General features: G+C 66.5%; 15 protein-coding genes. 8 read left to right on the top strand and 7 right to left on the bottom strand.

Annotated features, from left to right (window positions below; genetic code table 11):
* Position 1 precedes the first annotated feature (1 nt).
* Positions 2–2,236: a DNA topoisomerase IV subunit A gene (gene parC / locus ACFSC3_RS15145; protein WP_380941262.1), complete on the bottom strand. Its 2,235-nt coding sequence runs from the start codon at positions 2,234–2,236 to the stop codon at positions 2–4.
* Between the two features lie 162 nt (positions 2,237–2,398).
* Between parC and ACFSC3_RS15150 the strand changes: the two genes are divergently transcribed.
* Positions 2,399–2,938, top strand: a complete 540-nt coding sequence (locus ACFSC3_RS15150) for a GAF domain-containing protein (protein ID WP_380941263.1) — start codon at positions 2,399–2,401, stop codon at positions 2,936–2,938.
* Between the two features lie 43 nt (positions 2,939–2,981).
* Positions 2,982–3,857, top strand: coding sequence for an alpha/beta hydrolase (locus tag ACFSC3_RS15155; protein ID WP_380941264.1), 876 nt, complete (start codon positions 2,982–2,984; stop codon positions 3,855–3,857).
* 145 nt (positions 3,858–4,002) lie between these two features.
* On the opposite strand, the gene ACFSC3_RS15160 is transcribed toward ACFSC3_RS15155, so the two are convergent.
* Positions 4,003–6,591: a M1 family metallopeptidase gene (locus ACFSC3_RS15160; protein ID WP_380941265.1), complete on the bottom strand. Its 2,589-nt coding sequence runs from the start codon at positions 6,589–6,591 to the stop codon at positions 4,003–4,005.
* 140 nt (positions 6,592–6,731) lie between these two features.
* Between ACFSC3_RS15160 and ACFSC3_RS15165 the strand changes: the two genes are divergently transcribed.
* The gene (locus ACFSC3_RS15165; RefSeq protein WP_380941266.1) at positions 6,732–7,691 is read left to right on the top strand and encodes an NAD(P)H-dependent flavin oxidoreductase; all 960 of its coding nucleotides are present in this window, start codon (positions 6,732–6,734) and stop codon (positions 7,689–7,691) included.
* 204 nt (positions 7,692–7,895) lie between these two features.
* Here ACFSC3_RS15165 and ACFSC3_RS15170 read toward each other — a convergent pair whose 3' ends face one another.
* Positions 7,896–8,360 carry a DUF1465 family protein gene (locus ACFSC3_RS15170; protein WP_380941267.1) on the bottom strand — a complete coding sequence of 155 codons (465 nt, stop codon included), beginning with the start codon at positions 8,358–8,360 and terminating at the stop codon, positions 7,896–7,898.
* Between the two features lie 115 nt (positions 8,361–8,475).
* Positions 8,476–8,673: a YdcH family protein gene (locus ACFSC3_RS15175; protein WP_380941268.1), complete on the bottom strand. Its 198-nt coding sequence runs from the start codon at positions 8,671–8,673 to the stop codon at positions 8,476–8,478.
* A 137-nt stretch (positions 8,674–8,810) separates the two neighbouring features.
* Here ACFSC3_RS15175 and ACFSC3_RS15180 point away from each other — a divergent pair, with 137 nt between their 5' ends.
* On the top strand, positions 8,811–8,966 hold the full coding sequence (locus ACFSC3_RS15180; protein ID WP_380941269.1) for a YdcH family protein: 156 nt from the start codon (positions 8,811–8,813) through the stop codon (positions 8,964–8,966).
* A gap of 120 nt (positions 8,967–9,086) precedes the next feature.
* On the opposite strand, the gene ACFSC3_RS15185 is transcribed toward ACFSC3_RS15180, so the two are convergent.
* The 3 genes from ACFSC3_RS15185 to ACFSC3_RS15195 form a co-directional block, all read right to left on the bottom strand.
* The gene (locus ACFSC3_RS15185) at positions 9,087–9,428 is read right to left on the bottom strand and encodes a PilZ domain-containing protein (RefSeq protein WP_380941270.1); all 342 of its coding nucleotides are present in this window, start codon (positions 9,426–9,428) and stop codon (positions 9,087–9,089) included.
* A gap of 131 nt (positions 9,429–9,559) precedes the next feature.
* Positions 9,560–10,015 carry an RNA polymerase-binding protein DksA gene (gene dksA / locus ACFSC3_RS15190; protein WP_380941271.1) on the bottom strand — a complete coding sequence of 152 codons (456 nt, stop codon included), beginning with the start codon at positions 10,013–10,015 and terminating at the stop codon, positions 9,560–9,562.
* 550 nt (positions 10,016–10,565) lie between these two features.
* Positions 10,566–11,021 carry a host attachment family protein gene (locus ACFSC3_RS15195; RefSeq protein ID WP_380941272.1) on the bottom strand — a complete coding sequence of 152 codons (456 nt, stop codon included), beginning with the start codon at positions 11,019–11,021 and terminating at the stop codon, positions 10,566–10,568.
* An 84-nt stretch (positions 11,022–11,105) separates the two neighbouring features.
* On the opposite strand from ACFSC3_RS15195, the gene serS reads away from it, so the two are divergent.
* The 4 genes from serS to ACFSC3_RS15215 all read left to right on the top strand — a co-directional run bounded on the left by serS (position 11,106) and on the right by ACFSC3_RS15215 (position 15,475).
* On the top strand, positions 11,106–12,380 hold the full coding sequence (gene serS, locus ACFSC3_RS15200; protein ID WP_380941273.1) for a serine--tRNA ligase: 1,275 nt from the start codon (positions 11,106–11,108) through the stop codon (positions 12,378–12,380).
* A 141-nt stretch (positions 12,381–12,521) separates the two neighbouring features.
* Positions 12,522–13,289 carry a 5'/3'-nucleotidase SurE gene (gene surE, locus ACFSC3_RS15205; RefSeq protein ID WP_380941274.1) on the top strand — a complete coding sequence of 256 codons (768 nt, stop codon included), beginning with the start codon at positions 12,522–12,524 and terminating at the stop codon, positions 13,287–13,289.
* Positions 13,290–13,299: 10 nt separating this feature from the next.
* A complete protein-coding gene (locus tag ACFSC3_RS15210; protein WP_380941275.1) occupies positions 13,300–14,394 on the top strand; it encodes a peptidoglycan DD-metalloendopeptidase family protein in 1,095 nt (364 codons plus the stop codon).
* 70 nt (positions 14,395–14,464) lie between these two features.
* Positions 14,465–15,475, top strand: coding sequence for a potassium channel family protein (locus ACFSC3_RS15215; RefSeq protein WP_380941276.1), 1,011 nt, complete (start codon positions 14,465–14,467; stop codon positions 15,473–15,475).
* Positions 15,476–15,482: the final 7 nt, after the last annotated feature.

Raw genomic sequence — 15,482 nt, forward strand, 5'->3', positions numbered from 1 at the left:
TTCAGCCCTGAAACCGGTTGTCACGGGGAAAACCGGTCGGCGGCATCCGCCCGGCGGCTCCGCGCGCCGCACGCCACGGCGTCAGGTCGCTTTCCGTCCGCATCCGCCCCGCCTCGCCGCCCATCGCCCAGGTCAGCCCCTTGTCGAAGCGGAAGGTGATCGCATCCGACAAGCCACCGTCGCGGTAGCGTTGCAGCTGGACACCCTGCCCGCGCGACAATTCGGCCAGTTCGGACAGCGGGAAGACCAGCATCTTGCGATTATCGCCGATCGCCGCGACGTAATCATCCTCCGGATGGACCGGCTTCACCAGCGACAGCATCGCTCCCGCGCGCGGGGTCATCACCGTCTTGCCCTTGCGCGTCTCCGCGATCGTATCGGCGGTCTTGACCAAGAAGCCGCGGCCATCGGTCGCCGCGACCAGCAGGCGATCCGACGACGATGCACGCAGGAAGGCGATGATCTGCACGCTGCCGTCCAGTTCGATCAGCAACCGCACCGGTTCGCCGAAACCACGCCCGCCAGGCAGCTTGTCCGCGCCCAGCGTGTAGAACCGCCCCGTTGCGGCGGCGAGCAGCAGCTTGTCGGTGGTCTGCGCGTGGAAGGCGAAGGCGGGGCCGTCGCCCTCCTTGAATTTCATGGTTTCCGCCGACGCCAGGTCGACATGCCCCTTCATCGCGCGAATCCAGCCGCGTTGCGACAGGATGACGGTAATCGGCTCGCGTTCGATCATCGCCTCCAGCGGGATGACACGGGCCGGGGCGGCTTCGGCGATCGTCGTGCGGCGGGCGCCCAAGGCCGTCTCAGGACCGTAGCGATCGCGGATCTTGCGCAGATCGCCCTTGAGCCGCCGCCGCTGCTTGCCCTCGTTCGCCAACAGGTCGACCAGACCGGCCTGTTCCTTCGTCAGCGCATCGCGCTCACGGACCAGCTCCATCTCCTCCAGCTTGCGCAAGCTGCGCAGCCGCATGTTGAGGATCGCCTCGGCCTGGCGGTCGGTCAGTTCGAACTCGGCGATCATCACCGGCTTGGGCTCGTCCTCGGTACGGATGATTTCGATCACCCGGTCGAGGTTGAGATAGGCGATGATGTAGCCGCCGAGCAGTTCCAGCCGGTCGGCGATCTTCTGGAGCCGGTGTTCGGACCGGCGACGCAGCACGACGAACTGATGTTCGACCCATGCAGCCAGCGCTTCGCCGAGTGACATCACCCGAGGCGTGCGCGTCTTGTCGAGCACGTTGAGGTTAAGCGGCACCCGCGTTTCGAGATCGGTAAGGCGATAGAGGCTCTCGGTCAGCGTGTCGGCATCGACCGTGCGCGCACGCGGTTCGATGACGATGCGGATTTCCTCGTCGCTTTCGTCGCGCACGTCACCCAGGATCGGCAGCTTCTTGTCGGTGATGAGCGCCGCGATGCCCTCGATCAGCTTGCCCTTCTGCACGCCGTAAGGGATTTCGCTGACGACCAGATACCAGCCGCCGCCCTTCTCGCGCTCGACGGTGATGCGCGCCCGCACGCGGAAGCCGCCGCGACCGGTCGCGTAGGATTCGGCGATGGCGGCGGGGCTGTCCACGACCAGGCCGCCGGTCGGGAAGTCCGGTCCCTTGACGTAATCGAGGACGTTCGCCTGCGGATTGTCAATCAGCGCGACCGCGGCGTCGAGCAATTCGGCGGCGTTGTGCGGCGGAATACTCGTCGCCATGCCGACTGCGATGCCGGCGGCGCCGTTCGCCAGCAGGTTCGGGAACATGCCGGGGAACAGCTCCGGCTCCTGCTCCTCGCCGTTATAGGTCGCGCGGAAATCGGTCGCGTCCTCGTCCAGCCCCGCCATCAGGTCTATCGCGACCTGTGTCAGGCGGGCTTCGGTATAGCGGTAGGCGGCGGCGTTATCGCCGTCGATGTTGCCGAAATTGCCCTGCCCGTCGACCAGCGGATATCGGAGCGCGAAGGTCTGCGCCAAGCGAACCATCGCGTCATAGACCGACTGGTCGCCGTGCGGGTGATATTTGCCGATCACGTCGCCGACGACGCGCGCACATTTCTTGTAACCGCTGGCCGGGTCGAGCCGCAGCAGCCGCATCGCCCAGAGCAGGCGACGGTGCACCGGCTTCAGCCCATCGCGGACATCCGGCAGCGAACGCGCGGTGATCGTCGACAGCGCGTAGACGAGATACCGCTCGGACAGCGCACTGTCGAACGGGGCATCGATGATGGGGTCGACGGGATTGCTGGCCATTGAGCGTCACGCGTTAGCAGGACGCCCCGCCCTCTGCCAAGCGACGCATCATGTGTCGGGGCCGTGCGGTGTTTGATCGACAATGACCTCGCAAAACTACCGTGCCGCTTACTCTTTCCTAAGGATTATTCCGTAAGGGTTTGACTGAGGGAGTGAATCTCTATGGTCACCGAAGCTGCGCGCATCGCTACGCTGCACAGTTACGCAGTGATGGACACGCCCGAGGAACCCGAATTCACCGCACTCGTCGCCCGGATCGCGACAACATTCAGCGTCCGCAGCGCCGTCATCTCGTTCATCGACGACAACCGCCAGTGGTACAAGGCGCGCTATGGCGTGGACGGAACGTCCGTGCCGCGCGTCCAATCGCTCTGCACCCATATCCTCGAAAGCGACGACACCACCGTCCTGCCCGACGCGCGCCAACATCCGACCTTTCGCGACAACATCCATGTCGCGTGCGAAGGCGGGGTCCGCTTCTATGCGGCGGCACCGATCAAGGCCCTCAACCGCGCACGGCTGGGCACCGTCTGTCTGTTCGATCCGCGCCCGCGGCCCGAGGGGATGAGCGAGCGCGAAAGGCGGCAATTGTCGAGCTTCGCGGCGCAGGTCGTCGAATTGCTCGAACAGCGCCGCAATGTGATCCGCGGCCGTGCGGCGGGGAAGATACCCGCCGTCCCACCCCTCCCCTCCGCGGGCTGATCGCCCGCTGGTCTGGGGGCGTCTTGCCCGCTAACCTCGCGGCATGTTCCTTCACACCGCGCTCGCCGTTAGTCTCAGCCTCATGACCGGCGACCTGCTGACATGGCCCGACCTAACCAAGCGACCCAAGCCCGAACCCGATGCGACCGTCGCCTATGGCAGCGATTCGATGCAGAAGGTCGACGTCTGGCTGCCGAAGGGTGCGAAGCCGCCGTACCGGACGGTGGTGATGGTGCACGGCGGCTGCTGGCAGACGTCGATCGCCGACCGCAGCCTGATGAACTGGGTCGCCGACGATTTGCGCCGCTCGGGCTATGCCGTCTGGAACATCGACTATCGCGGCGTCGATCGCACAGGGGGCGGCTATCCCGGAACGTTCCAGGATGCGGCGGCGGCGACCGATCGAATGCGCGTCGAGGCGAAGCGGTTCGGGCTGGATACGCAACGGATCGTTGCGGTGGGCCATTCGGCGGGCGGACACCTGGCGCTGTGGCTCGCGGGGCGGCCGAAGCTGCCGAGGGACAGCGCACTGCGCACCGCTCAGCCGCAGCGGATCGACAGCGTCGTCAGTCTGGGCGGTCTGCCCGATCTTGAGGCGACCGCGGCTAGCCCGGACAATGGGTGTGGGACGGAGGTGGTGGCGAAACTCTTGGGAACCGGGCGGGCCGATCCTTATGCCGATACGTCGGTCCCCCGTTTGTTTCCGCTGGGAGTGCCACAGGATCTCGTGAACGGCCGCGAGGACAAGATCATCCCGTTTCGGATGGCGACCGATTACGTGGCTGCGGCCCGGGCGAAGGGCGACCGGGTGACATTGCACACCGTTCCCGCGACCGGCCATGTCGAACTGGTCGCCCCTGAAACAGCGGCCTGGGCCGCGACGAAGCGGCTGATCGCGGCAGCCTTTGCGCGGCGCTGATGCCTCCCTCTAGCGATCTTAAGCCGTCACCCCCGCGGAGGCGGGGGCGAATTCCGGCTGACCGAGATGAGACTCACATCGGCCAGCCAGAATGGATTCCCGCCTTCGCGGGAATGACGATGGTTGGTTTGGTTAGTTGCGGCCCTTAATTCCCCGCCCAAGTCGTAACCGCCGGCCGCAGTCGATCCGCGAACACCGCCCGGTTGCGGATCGCGTTCACCGTCCGCACCGCGGTCCCGCGCGACGCCTCGGGCAGGTTCTTCGCCGCCCAGTCGGTGATCTTCGCCGGCATCTTGGGATCGTTCGACCCGCCGCCCAGCTGGACGATGAAGCTGGAGCGCGAACTGGTTTCCAGCATCGGGTTGATCATCGCGGCATTGGCCGTCGCGAAGTCGAAGGCAAGGTCGGGATGCGCCTGCGCGACGGCGGCGAGCAGGCTGATCTTCTGCTGGTCGGTGAAGTCGGACGACTTGACCAGTTCGAGCGCTTGGTTGGCCAGCGCCTCGTCCTTCGCGACGCCGAGCAGGCTGATATAGCTGTTCTTGACCACCGGGTTCGTCTCTGCGCGCGTCGTCGCGAGCAAGGCGTCCCAATCGGCTGCGGTCGCGTTGCGCGCGAAGGTGCCGAGCATCGGGCGGCGGATCGCCGGTGGGATGGCCGAGGAGTCCTTGCGCACGGCGGCGAAATAGCTGCGGGCGCGATCGACGACGCGAGGATCGCCGGCCCCGCCGAGCAGCGACACCAGTTGCTCGCGCAAATTGGTCACCGCCGCGCTGTCGTCACGCTTCGGCTCCAGCCCGTAGCGGTCGAGCGCGGGGGCAAGCACCTGAAGCGTCTTCGCCTGCACCCGGTCGCCGAGCGGCGTGCCGTCATACATGCCCGACAGTCGCGCCAGCTGGCCCGACGCCATCGTCCACACCAGCGGATCGGCATCCGCCGTCACCGCACCCAAAGTCTGAAAATAGAGCGCGAGATCCTGGTCGCCGCTATAGCCCAGCGCCATGTCGTCGCCCATAAAGCCGACCTGATCCGCCACCGGCAGGCTGGCGAAGGCCTTCACCACCGCATCATGCCCGGCCGCGTCGTAGCGTGTGCGGAAATAGCCGCCCATGCCGGGATTGACGAAGACGGTCCCGCAACCGGCCGAAGCGGTCTGCGGCGTCGCGCCGCGTACTTCCTTAGAACCCTTGGCCCCCGCGCCCGTGCCCAGCGTCGTCCAGGTCACCGGCACGCGCCACGTCTGCGGCGCCTTCGACGCGGCATCGAGGCCGAAGCGCGTCTGGCGGAAGGTCAGCGTCGAGCGCCCGCCCGTGCAAGCGCTGGTCGCCACGCTGATCAGCGGCACGCCGCCCTGCAACGTAAAGTCGTGCATGAACGGCGCGACGTCGCGGCCCGCCGCGGCGGACACTTCCGCCCACAGCTGGTCGGTCAGCGTGTTGCTATACTTGTACTTCGCCATGTAGCGCCGCACGCCATCGCGGAACTTCGCTTCGCCGACCGTGCTTTCCAGCATGTCGATGACGGCCTGCCCCTTCTGGTAGGTGATGGTGTCGAACGCCTCGCCGATCTGGTCGACCGTCGTCACCTTGCGGATGACGGGATGCGTCGCTGCGGTCGCATCGAGCCGCATCGCCGCCTCCCGCTCGGTCGCCACGGTCAGCGCGCGATAATCCCATTGCGGGTTGAGCGCGGCGGTCGCCTTGCCCTCCATCCAGCTCGCGAAGCCCTCGTTCAGCCAGAGATCGTCCCACCAGCGCATGGTGACGAGATCGCCGAACCACTGGTGCGCCATCTCATGCGCGATGACGGTGTAGATGCGCTGCTGGTTGCTGACCGTCGCGCGCTTGGCGTCGAACAGCAGCTCAGGCTCGAAATAGAAGATCGCGCCCCAATTCTCCATCGCGCCGAAGAACTGCGACGAACCCGGGCCGGCGATCATGTCCATCTTGGGCAGCGGATAGGGCTGGCCGAAATAGGATTCGTAATAGGGAAGCAGCCGCTTGGCGGCTGCAAGCGCATAGTCCGCCTGGTCGATGACACCGCGCCGCGTGATGACGCCGATCTCGGTCTTGCCCGCCATCACCGTCTTGCGCTCGACATCACCCATGCCGAGGTAGAGCAGGTAGCTCGACATGATCGGGCTCTCGCCGAAGCTGTACAGCTGCTTGTCGCCGGTCAGCTTCGTGACCTTCGCCGGCATGTTCGAAAACGCGGTCTGGCCCTTGGGCGCGACGGCCGAGAGCGTGAACTTCGCCTTGAACGCCGGTTCGTCCCACATCGGCGCGAAACGGCGGGCGTCGGGCGCCTCGAACTGCGTCGCCAGCATCCGCGCCTTGCTTCCGTCGGGGTTGGTGTAGTCGATCGCGAATAGCCCGGCGGCGGAGGTATTGATCTTGCCCGACCAGACGAAGGCGACGCGGTGGTTGCCCGCGGTCAGCGGCTTGGCAAGGTTCAGCGTCAGCGTCTGCGCCTGCGCGTTCAGCACCGGCTTCACCTGCACGCCGTCGACGCTGGCCAGCGTGACGTCGAGATCGGCGGCGTTCAGCACGATCGTTTTGGTCGGCGCGGTCACGCGGACGTTCACCGTCTCGCTGCCGGTGAAGGTCATCGCGCTCGCATCGGGCTCGATCTTGATGTCGTAGCTGACGGGCACGACGGTCTTCGGCAACTGCCCCTGCGCCAGCGCGGGCGTGGAAACGGTCATCAACAGCAAGGCAGTGGCAAGGCGGCTCATTCCGACACTCCGGGGCAAAATCTGGATGAGCGGTTCTTGCGCCCGCCGAGCGGCGCACGCAACCGCCCTGCCCGGGTCATCTCATGAAGCGCACGCCGGGTCCGCTGGACAGCCCATTTGGGTTGCGGCACAAAACCGACATGGCTCTTCCTCCCCTGTTCGACCGGCTTCGGCTCCCCGTCATCGGATCGCCGCTGTTCATCATCTCGAACCCCGATCTGGTGATCGCGCAGTGCAAGGCGGGGATCGTCGGCAGCTTTCCGGCGCTCAACGCGCGGCCCCAGGCGCTGCTCGACGAATGGCTGCATCGCATCACCGAGGAACTGTCGGCGTGGAACCGGGACAATCCGGATACGCCGGCCGCGCCCTTCGCGGTCAACCAGATCGTCCACAAGTCGAACGACCGGCTGGAGGCCGACCTGGCGACCTGTGCGAAATGGCAGGTGCCGATCATCATCACGTCGCTGGGTGCGCGCGAGGACCTGAACACCGCCGTCCGCGGCTGGGGCGGGATCACGCTACACGACGTCATCGACGACCGTTTCGCGCGCAAGGCGGTGGAAAAGGGGGCGGACGGGCTGATCGCGGTCGCGACCGGCGCGGGCGGGCACGCGGGGCGGCTGTCGCCCTTCGCGATCGTCCAGGAAATCCGCCAGTGGTTCGACGGGCCGCTCGCGCTGTCGGGCTCGATCGCGACCGGTGACGCGGTGCTCGCGGCGCAGGCAATGGGCGCCGACATCGCCTATATCGGCTCGCCCTTCATCGCGACAGCTGAGGCGAACGCGGTCGACGGTTACAAGCAGGGCATCGTCGAGGGGCGCGCAAGCGACATCGTCTATTCGAACCTGTTCACCGGCGTTCACGGCAATTACCTGCGCGCCTCAATCACGGCATCGGGCCTCGACCCCGACAACCTGCCCGAGGGCGACCTGAAGACGATGAACTTCGGCGGGAACGAAGGATCCAAGGCGAAGGCTTGGCGCGACATCTGGGGGTCGGGCCAGGGCATCGGCGCGATCGATGCGGTGATGCCGGCGGGGGATTATGTCGCGAAGCTGGCGCGCGAATATGCGGCGGCGCGGGTTCGGTTGGGGATTTGAGCCCGCCCCGCCCCATAAAACCTCTCCGAAAGTCCTTCGTCCACGACCGAAACTATTCGGTGTTCCCGCGCAGGCGGGAACCCAGGGTCAAGCAATACAACGACCCGCGATGCTCGTGGCTCTGGGCTCCCGCCTGCGCGGGAGCGCTGATCGGACTTTTGCCATCGTCACTCAACGAAGATGCGATCGGTCGAGACGCTCGGCTCAGCTGGCCAATGCCAGAGCGAGCCGGTCCTGGATCGACCGCGCCGGACTGTCGACCAGCTTCGGGCGCCCCTGCGCGATGTCGAAACGTTCGACGCGGCGGTGCAGGTCGATGCTCGCGCCGATCAGCAAGCGCGCACCGTCGGGCAGATTGCTCAGCGCGGCCTCGTCGGTCTCGGGCGCGTCGCCCAGCCGGCGGGACGGGTCCAGCGCGTCCTTGACCGGCAGTTCGCCCGCGGCCACCGCCCGCTGGGTCAGCAGCCAGGCGATGACATGCATCAGCCGCGTCGTGACCTTCATCGACTCACAGGAAAACAGCACCCGCGACAGAGCGTCGAGCGATTCCCGGTCCCTGCGCCCACCTTCATCGAAATAGCCGCGTGCCTCGTCGGCCAGCAGCATCGATTCCACATAAAGGGAATCGATCAGCCGACGATGCATCCTCGAATGCGGCACCTCGCGCATCACCTACTCCCTGAACCCTGCGCGGTAACACCTGCCATGCTATGATTCGCGGCCAAAGCGGCAATTATGGTTAACGCGCGCACGATCTGTCCCGATACGACCCGGTCCACACCGTTCAGGCGATAATGTCGGGGACCAGCATATCCTCCAGCTGCGCCATCTCGTCCTTCAGCATCAGCTTGCGCTTCTTCAGCCGGGCGACGAGCAACTGGTCGGGCGCGGTCTGGCACAGCAGCGCTTCGGTCGCGGCATCGAGGTCGCGGTGCTCCACCTTCAACGCGGCCAGCTTCTGCCGGACATCGGCCTCGTCCATCGCCTACCCCTTCCCGCAAACGCTTCGTCACGCAAAACCGCACGCGTCACCGATTGCACCCTATTGCCCCCGCGACAAGCCGTCCGATCCATGATCTAACTGTGCATCCCGCAACCAACAGCAGGAGATATCCATCCATGCAGACCGCGCATTACACGGCGCTCGAAGCCAAGCACGCTTCGCTCGACGCCCGCATCGCAGACGAGCAGGGACGCCCGGCGCCGGATCAGGCCGCCATCGCCGAGTTGAAGAAGCGGAAGCTGAGATTGAAGGAAGAGATGTCGGGCGGTTGATCGGCCGCGACGATCTGGAGAAATGACGAAGCCCGGCGACTGCAGCGCCGGGCTTTTGCATGTCCGGGACGAAACCTGCGCACGGATCGCCCGAGTCTCGGGCACCGGATCGCCGGCGAATCAGATCAGTTGGAGCGTGGACCGCGCATCATGGGCAAGCCGGGGATCGATGTCGTTATCCAGCGCGATTCCCATGCGGCCTTCTGCGATCCAGGCGATCCGGCCGGACACCCAGCCGATTCCGCGGATATCGACTTCGATCGCATCGCCCACCCCGGCCCGGCCGGAAAATTCGGCCATCAGCCCACCGGCGGACAGGTTGCGGATCCGCACCGTCACCGGCGTCGCCAAGGACGACAGCCTGAGCTGGGCCGACATCACGAGAGCGTCTCGCCCGGGGCGCTGAATGCCGATATCGTCGACCGTGGTCTGCGCGCTCACGCCGTAAGAGAGATCGTCCATCACCGTTCCGGATACGTAAAGGCCCATTGCCTCGTGCTGACTACAGCATGCGAAGGCTGCCAAAGCGTTAACCGGGCAGGTGGTAGATGATCGAGGTACCGCCTGCACACAGCCCGCGCAGGCACCCCTAATCAGTCCTCGCGCGAGACGCGTTCGTTGCGTTCGTGCCGCTCCTGCGCCTCGACCGTCATCGTCGCGGTCGGACGGGCTTCCAGTCGCCCGAGCGGGATCGGCTCGCCGGTGACTTCGCAATAGCCATATTCGCCGTCGTCGATGCGACGCAGCGCGGCGTCGATCTTCGCGATCAGCTTGCGCTGACGGTCACGCGTGCGCAGTTCGATCCCCCAATCGGTTTCGCTGGTCGCACGATCGGCGATATCGGATTCGCGCAGGGAGTCGGTCTGGAGCTGGGACAGGGTGCCGGCCGCTTCGCGGTAGATCGCATCCTTCCACGCGTTCAACTTCGCGCGGAAATAGTCCTGCTGGCGCGGACACATGAAAGGTTCGTCGGCGCTGGGCCGATATCCGTCACCCGTGTCGTTCGCCGGAAACGGAATGCCGTCCGACGCATCGAGAACCGTAGCCATCCCCACTCTCCACCTCGGTCTCGACGGGAGATCGCGTCTCTCGAAAGACCGCCATATTGTGCCCGGGCCGCCTATACGGAAGCGCCGACACCACTACAAGCGACCGATACGAATGGTCGTCCGTTGTGTTGTGATTGGCACAGTCCGGCTTTCCCGCCGCTGAACACGCCTATGGGCGGACAGTGCCCGACACTATCGCCAGCCGCGACAAATCCTTCGAACATGTGCCAAAATAGAACGTCAACCATGATAGCCAACAGATGCACGCCATTGCAGCAGCTTTTTCGCACTTATTCAAAGTTAACGCGATTGCATCTGAGATGATGGCTTGTAACTTGGGAGAGCATCGCCGGAAACGCTGTCCGGAACGCCACCACTAGGCGGCGGGCGAAGAAGAGATACGTCGACGCATAGCGACGACGATAGCAGGTGCGGGGCAGTAGGAAGGCCCGGTCTCCGGGGGAGGAGACCGGGCCTTCTTGCATTTCACGCGTGCCCAGGACCTGCACCGAGCCGGACGACTGCCCGCCCGGTGCCGGGTGATCGCGTCCTAATCTGCTGCGATCAGCGCCTTTTCGATGTCGGGGATCGGATGCCCCGTCAGGTCCTTGGCGAGTTCGCCCGCCAGACGGTCGCTGACCTCCTTGTGATAATGTTTGCGCAATTCGCCGAGCGTCCGGGGCGGCGCGATAATGATCAGCTTCTCGAAATCATTCGCCAGCGCGCGCTTCTTCAGCAATGCGGCCGTGTCGGCGGCGAAGCGATCCTCCTCCTGCTGGTGGAAGTCGACTTCGCCCATCGTGCCACCGCCCGCGGCGAAGGCGCCGCCGCGCGTCGAGGCTGCGCGACCGGCCTGGTCGGTCTTCTGCTCGCCGTCGCTCGGATTGGACTGTTCCTCGGCATGTTCGACCTGAAGGTTGGGGGCGAGCCCATCGCCCTCGTTCCTCAGAAACAGCATCTTGCGGCCATCGGCGACGACAACCACGGCGTTGTGCGGAACCCGCATTCTGATCTCCTTTGGTTACGCCGTGACAACGTGTCCGGAGCGCGCGGGTTGCGCGTGTCCGCGGCGAACGTCATAGCCCGCGCCATGCACGACATCCGTTCCATCCGCGAAAACCCGCAAGCCTTCGACGCCGGCCTGGCCCGGCGCGGCCTTGCCCCCCTGTCGTCCGAACTGCTGGCGATCGACGAGCGCGCCCGTGCGCTCACGACCGAGGTTCAGTCGGTGCTGGCGCAGCGGAACGAGGCGTCGAAGGCGATCGGCGCGGCCAAGGCACGGCGCGACGATCCGACCGACCTGATGGCCGAGGTCGCCGCGCTGAAGGAACGTCTGCCGCAGATCGAGGCGGAGCAGAAAGCGGTGGCCGAGGAGCTGACCGCCCGGCTCGCGACAATCCCCAACCTGCCCGCCGCCGACGTGCCGCGCGGCGCGGACGAAACCGGCAACGTCGAGCAGAAGCGCTGGGGCACGCTGCGGGAGTTCGCCTTCGCGCCGAAGGAGCATGCCGACATGGCGCCGGCGCTGGGCATGGATTTCGAGACCGGCACCCGCCTCTCGGGCGCGCGCTTCACCTTCCTGCGCGGCGGGATCGCGCGGCTGCACCGGGCGCTCGCGCAGTTCATGCTCGACCGGCATGTGACGCAGAACGGCTATGTCGAGTGCAATCCGCCGGTGCTGGTCGGCGACAGCGCGATGTACGGCACCGACAAGCTGCCCAAGTTCGCCGAGGATTCGTTCCGCACCACCGATGGCCGCTGGCTGATCCCGACCTCGGAAGTCAGCCTGACCGCGTCGGTCGCCGATCGCATTCTGGGCGATCTCGCCGAGCCGATGCGGATGACCGCGCACACGCTGTGCTTCCGCAGCGAAGCCGGCGCGGCGGGACGCGATACCCGCGGCTTCATCCGTCAGCATCAGTTCGAGAAGGTCGAGCTGGTCACCGTCTGCCGCCCCGAGGACAGCGATGCCGAGCATGAGCGCATGACGTCTTGCGCCGAGGGCATCCTCGAAGCGCTCGCCCTGCCCTATCGCCGCCTGCTGCTGTGCACCGGCGACATGGGCTTCGGCGCGCGGCGCACCTTCGACCTCGAGGTCTGGCTGCCGGGTCAGAACGCGTATCGCGAGATTTCGAGTTGCTCGACGACCGGCGACTTCCAGGCCCGCCGCATGAACGCACGCTATCGCCCCGCCGGGGAAAAGGGCACGCGGTTCGTCCACACGCTGAATGGGTCGGGGCTTGCGGTCGGACGGACGTTGGTCGCCGTGATGGAGAATTACCAGCAGGAGGACGGAAGCGTCGCCGTGCCGGAGGCGTTGCACCCGTATATGGGCGGGCTGACGGTGGTGGAGCCGACCAAGTGATCCTCCCCGTTCACGGGGAGGGGGACCAGCCGCAGGCTGGTGGAGGGGGCGTGCCGCAGATGCACCGCTCGCAGATAGCCCCCTCCACCACGCCGCTCTGCGTCGCGGTCCCCCTCCCCGCACCGGGGAGGATTTGAGCTGATGCGCATCCTACTCACTAACGACGACGGCATTCACGCCCGCGGCCTGGCGCTGCTCGAACGCCTCGCCCGTACGCTGTCCGACGACGTCACCGTCGTCGCGCCGGCCGAAGAACAGTCGGGCAAGGGCCGCTCACTGACGCTCACCGAACCCGTCCGGCTGCGCAGCTTCGGCGAGAAGCGCTGGGCGGTGACCGGTACGCCGACCGATGCGGTCATGATGGCGCTCGCTGAGATCATGAAGGATGCGCGTCCAGACCTGATCCTCTCGGGCATCAACCGCGGCGCGAACCTGGGCGAGGATGTCAGCTATTCCGGCACCGTCTCCGCCGCGATGGAAGGCGCTCTGGCCGGCATCCCCTCGATCGCGCTCAGTCAGCGCTATGCGACGCCCGCCCCCGGCGAGCGGGTCAGCTTCGATGCCGCCGAACACTGGTTCGAGCGTGCCGTGCGGCCGCTGGTCGCGATGGACTGGGCACCGCGGACATTGGTCAACGTCAACTTTCCGCCGGTTCCCGCAAGCGACGTCGCCGGCATCAAGACGGTGGCACAGGGGCTGCGCGACTATGGCCGGCTGAAACTCGACAAGCGCAAGGACCCGCGCGGGTTTGACTATTACTGGTTCGGCCTCGGCAGCGTTCCCTTCTCGCCGGTCATCAACACCGACCTCGAAGCGATCGAGGCCGGCTATGTGACCGTCACCCCCCTTCACCTCGACATGACGCACCGCGATTCGCTTGCTACGGTCGCCGCCGCCTACGGCGAGTGAAGGGGGCGTGATGCGGGCAGGGCTAATTCTGACGACGCTGGGCGGCTGCACCCTGACCGCGTGCATCCCGAGCATGGGCGGCCCGCGTTACGATCAGCCGCTGCCCCCGCCGCCGGCTGCCCGGCCGCAGAGGCTTCCTGAGCGCGAGCGCGACTATCCGCGTCAGACTCTCGACGACGGCGTCGTCGCGCCCGCCGCGCCCCCGCCGGCCTGGAAGGCGCAGCCGGTCGTGCCGGACGCGCAGACGGTTCCGTCCGCCACCTATGAGGTCCGTCCGGGCGACACGCTGCGCCGCATCGCAGAAAGGACCGGCGCGGGGTCGGAGGCGATCGCGCGGGCCAACGGCCTTGCCCCGCCCTTCGTCATCGCCGCCGGCCAGCGCCTGATTATCCCCGGCGGCCGCTATCACCTGGTCCGCGCCGGACAGACGGGCATCGCCATCGCCCGCGCCTATGGCGTCGACTGGAGCCGGATCGTCACCGACAACCAGCTCGACGAGCCCTATATCCTGCGTGTCGGGCAGCGGGTGCTGATCCCCGGCGGCAGTCCGGCCGAGCGCCCGGTCACCGCCGCAGAGCGCGCCGCCGCGTTCAAGCTCGACATCGACGATCTCGTCACCGGCAGCGAACCCGCCCTCGCCCGCAACCAGCGTCCGGTCCGCCCGACGACCACGCCGCGCCGCCCGGTGCCGACCGTCGCGCAGGTCGTGCCGCCGACGAGTGCACCGGGCCGCTTCGTCTGGCCGGTGCGCGGGGCTATCGTCAGCCGCTTCGGCCCCGGCCGGTCGGGCGAGCGCAACAACGGCATCAAGATCGCGGTTCCCATCGGCACCCCCGTCCTCGCCGCGGCGGATGGCGTCGTCGCCTATGCCGGCAGCGACGTCGCGGCGTTCGGCGGGCTCGTCATCCTGAAGCACGGCACCGGGTTGACGACGGTCTACGGCCACGCCAGCCAGTTGCTCGTTACGCGCGGGCAGGCCGTGAAGAAGGGGCAGCGGATCGCGCTCAGCGGCAATACGGGCTTTGCGGACCGCCCGGAGCTCCATTTCGAGGTCCGCAACGGTCGCACGCCGGTGAACCCGTCCAGCTATCTGCCGTCGTCGTGAGGGACGAGTCGCCTACCCTGCGCCTGCCGTTGCGGGTGCATCGTGGGATGTGTGACATCGGCTCAATGACATGACCCGACCCACCCTCCCCGCCACTCTGAAGCGCAAGTCGCAACTGCCAATCTGGCTGTCGATCGGCTGGCGCGTCACTGCGGTGCTTGGGCTCGTTGGCCTCGCCGTCGCCGTTCACTGGTTCGACCGCGAAGGGCTGCGCGACAATTACGATGGGCGCGTCAGCTTTCTCGACGTCGTCTACTTCACGATGATCTCGATCACCACGACGGGCTATGGCGACATCGCGCCGGTCAGCGACCGCGCGCGATTGTTCGACGCGCTGATCGTCACGCCGATCCGCGTGTTCGTGGTTCTGCTGTTCATCGGGACCGCCTATAATTTCGTGCTCAAGCGAACCTGGGACAAATGGCGCATGGCCTTGCTGCAACGATCGCTGACCGGACATATCGTCGTCGCAGGCTATGGCCGAACCGGTGCGGAGGCGGTTGCGGAGCTGATCGCGCGCGGCGAAGCGCCTGACAACATGGTCGTCGTCGACCCCGATGCGGAGCGGATCGAGGAAGCTAAGGCGCTCGGCTGCCTGGTGATGCAGGGCGATGCGACGCGCGACCAGTTGCTCGACGAGGTCAAGCTGACGCGGGCGCGGTCGATGATCGTGACCGCCGGACGCGACGACACCTCGATCCTCATTACGCTCAGCGCGCGGCACGTCGCACCCGACCTGCCGATCAGCACCATCGTCCGCAACGAAGACAACGAGCTGCCCGCCCGTGCTGCCGGTGCGACGACGGTGATCAACCCGGTCAGCTTCGCCGGCCTGCTGCTCGCAACCTCGTGCAAAGGCGGGCGAGTCACCGAATATCTCGCCGACCTCGCCTCGATCCACGGCAAGGTCGCGCTGAACGAACGCGCGGTCACCGCCGATGAGATCGGTCGGCCGCTGTCAGGCCTGTCGACCGGAACGGGATTGCGCGTCTACCGCGACGGCACGTCGTTCGGCCGGCACCAACCGGAATCAAACGCGTTACGCGCCGGCGACACTATCGTCGAAATCGTCGCGACCTAGACACGAG

Origin of the sequence: Sphingomonas floccifaciens, from assembly GCF_042681125.1 — a bacterium.
GTDB lineage: Bacteria > Pseudomonadota > Alphaproteobacteria > Sphingomonadales > Sphingomonadaceae > Sphingomonas > Sphingomonas floccifaciens.

Bases quoted from the DNA above. Each gene is read 5' to 3' on its own strand.
- ACFSC3_RS15155 (WP_380941264.1), top strand. From the start codon at position 2,982: ATGTTCCTTCACACCGCGCTCGCCGTTAGTCTCAGCCTCATGACCGGC.
- ACFSC3_RS15185 (WP_380941270.1), bottom strand. From the start codon at position 9,428: ATGGACGATCTCTCTTACGGCGTGAGCGCGCAGACCACGGTCGACGAT.
- ACFSC3_RS15195 (WP_380941272.1), bottom strand. From the start codon at position 11,021: ATGCGGGTTCCGCACAACGCCGTGGTTGTCGTCGCCGATGGCCGCAAG.
- ACFSC3_RS15150 (WP_380941263.1), top strand. From the start codon at position 2,399: ATGGTCACCGAAGCTGCGCGCATCGCTACGCTGCACAGTTACGCAGTG.
- ACFSC3_RS15165 (WP_380941266.1), top strand. From the start codon at position 6,732: ATGGCTCTTCCTCCCCTGTTCGACCGGCTTCGGCTCCCCGTCATCGGA.
- ACFSC3_RS15180 (WP_380941269.1), top strand. From the start codon at position 8,811: ATGCAGACCGCGCATTACACGGCGCTCGAAGCCAAGCACGCTTCGCTC.
- surE (WP_380941274.1), top strand. From the start codon at position 12,522: ATGCGCATCCTACTCACTAACGACGACGGCATTCACGCCCGCGGCCTG.
- ACFSC3_RS15215 (WP_380941276.1), top strand. From the start codon at position 14,465: ATGACCCGACCCACCCTCCCCGCCACTCTGAAGCGCAAGTCGCAACTG.
- dksA (WP_380941271.1), bottom strand. From the start codon at position 10,015: ATGGCTACGGTTCTCGATGCGTCGGACGGCATTCCGTTTCCGGCGAAC.
- parC (WP_380941262.1), bottom strand. From the start codon at position 2,236: ATGGCCAGCAATCCCGTCGACCCCATCATCGATGCCCCGTTCGACAGT.
- serS (WP_380941273.1), top strand. From the start codon at position 11,106: ATGCACGACATCCGTTCCATCCGCGAAAACCCGCAAGCCTTCGACGCC.
- ACFSC3_RS15175 (WP_380941268.1), bottom strand. From the start codon at position 8,673: ATGGACGAGGCCGATGTCCGGCAGAAGCTGGCCGCGTTGAAGGTGGAG.
- ACFSC3_RS15160 (WP_380941265.1), bottom strand. From the start codon at position 6,591: ATGAGCCGCCTTGCCACTGCCTTGCTGTTGATGACCGTTTCCACGCCC.
- ACFSC3_RS15210 (WP_380941275.1), top strand. From the start codon at position 13,300: ATGCGGGCAGGGCTAATTCTGACGACGCTGGGCGGCTGCACCCTGACC.
- ACFSC3_RS15170 (WP_380941267.1), bottom strand. From the start codon at position 8,360: ATGCGCGAGGTGCCGCATTCGAGGATGCATCGTCGGCTGATCGATTCC.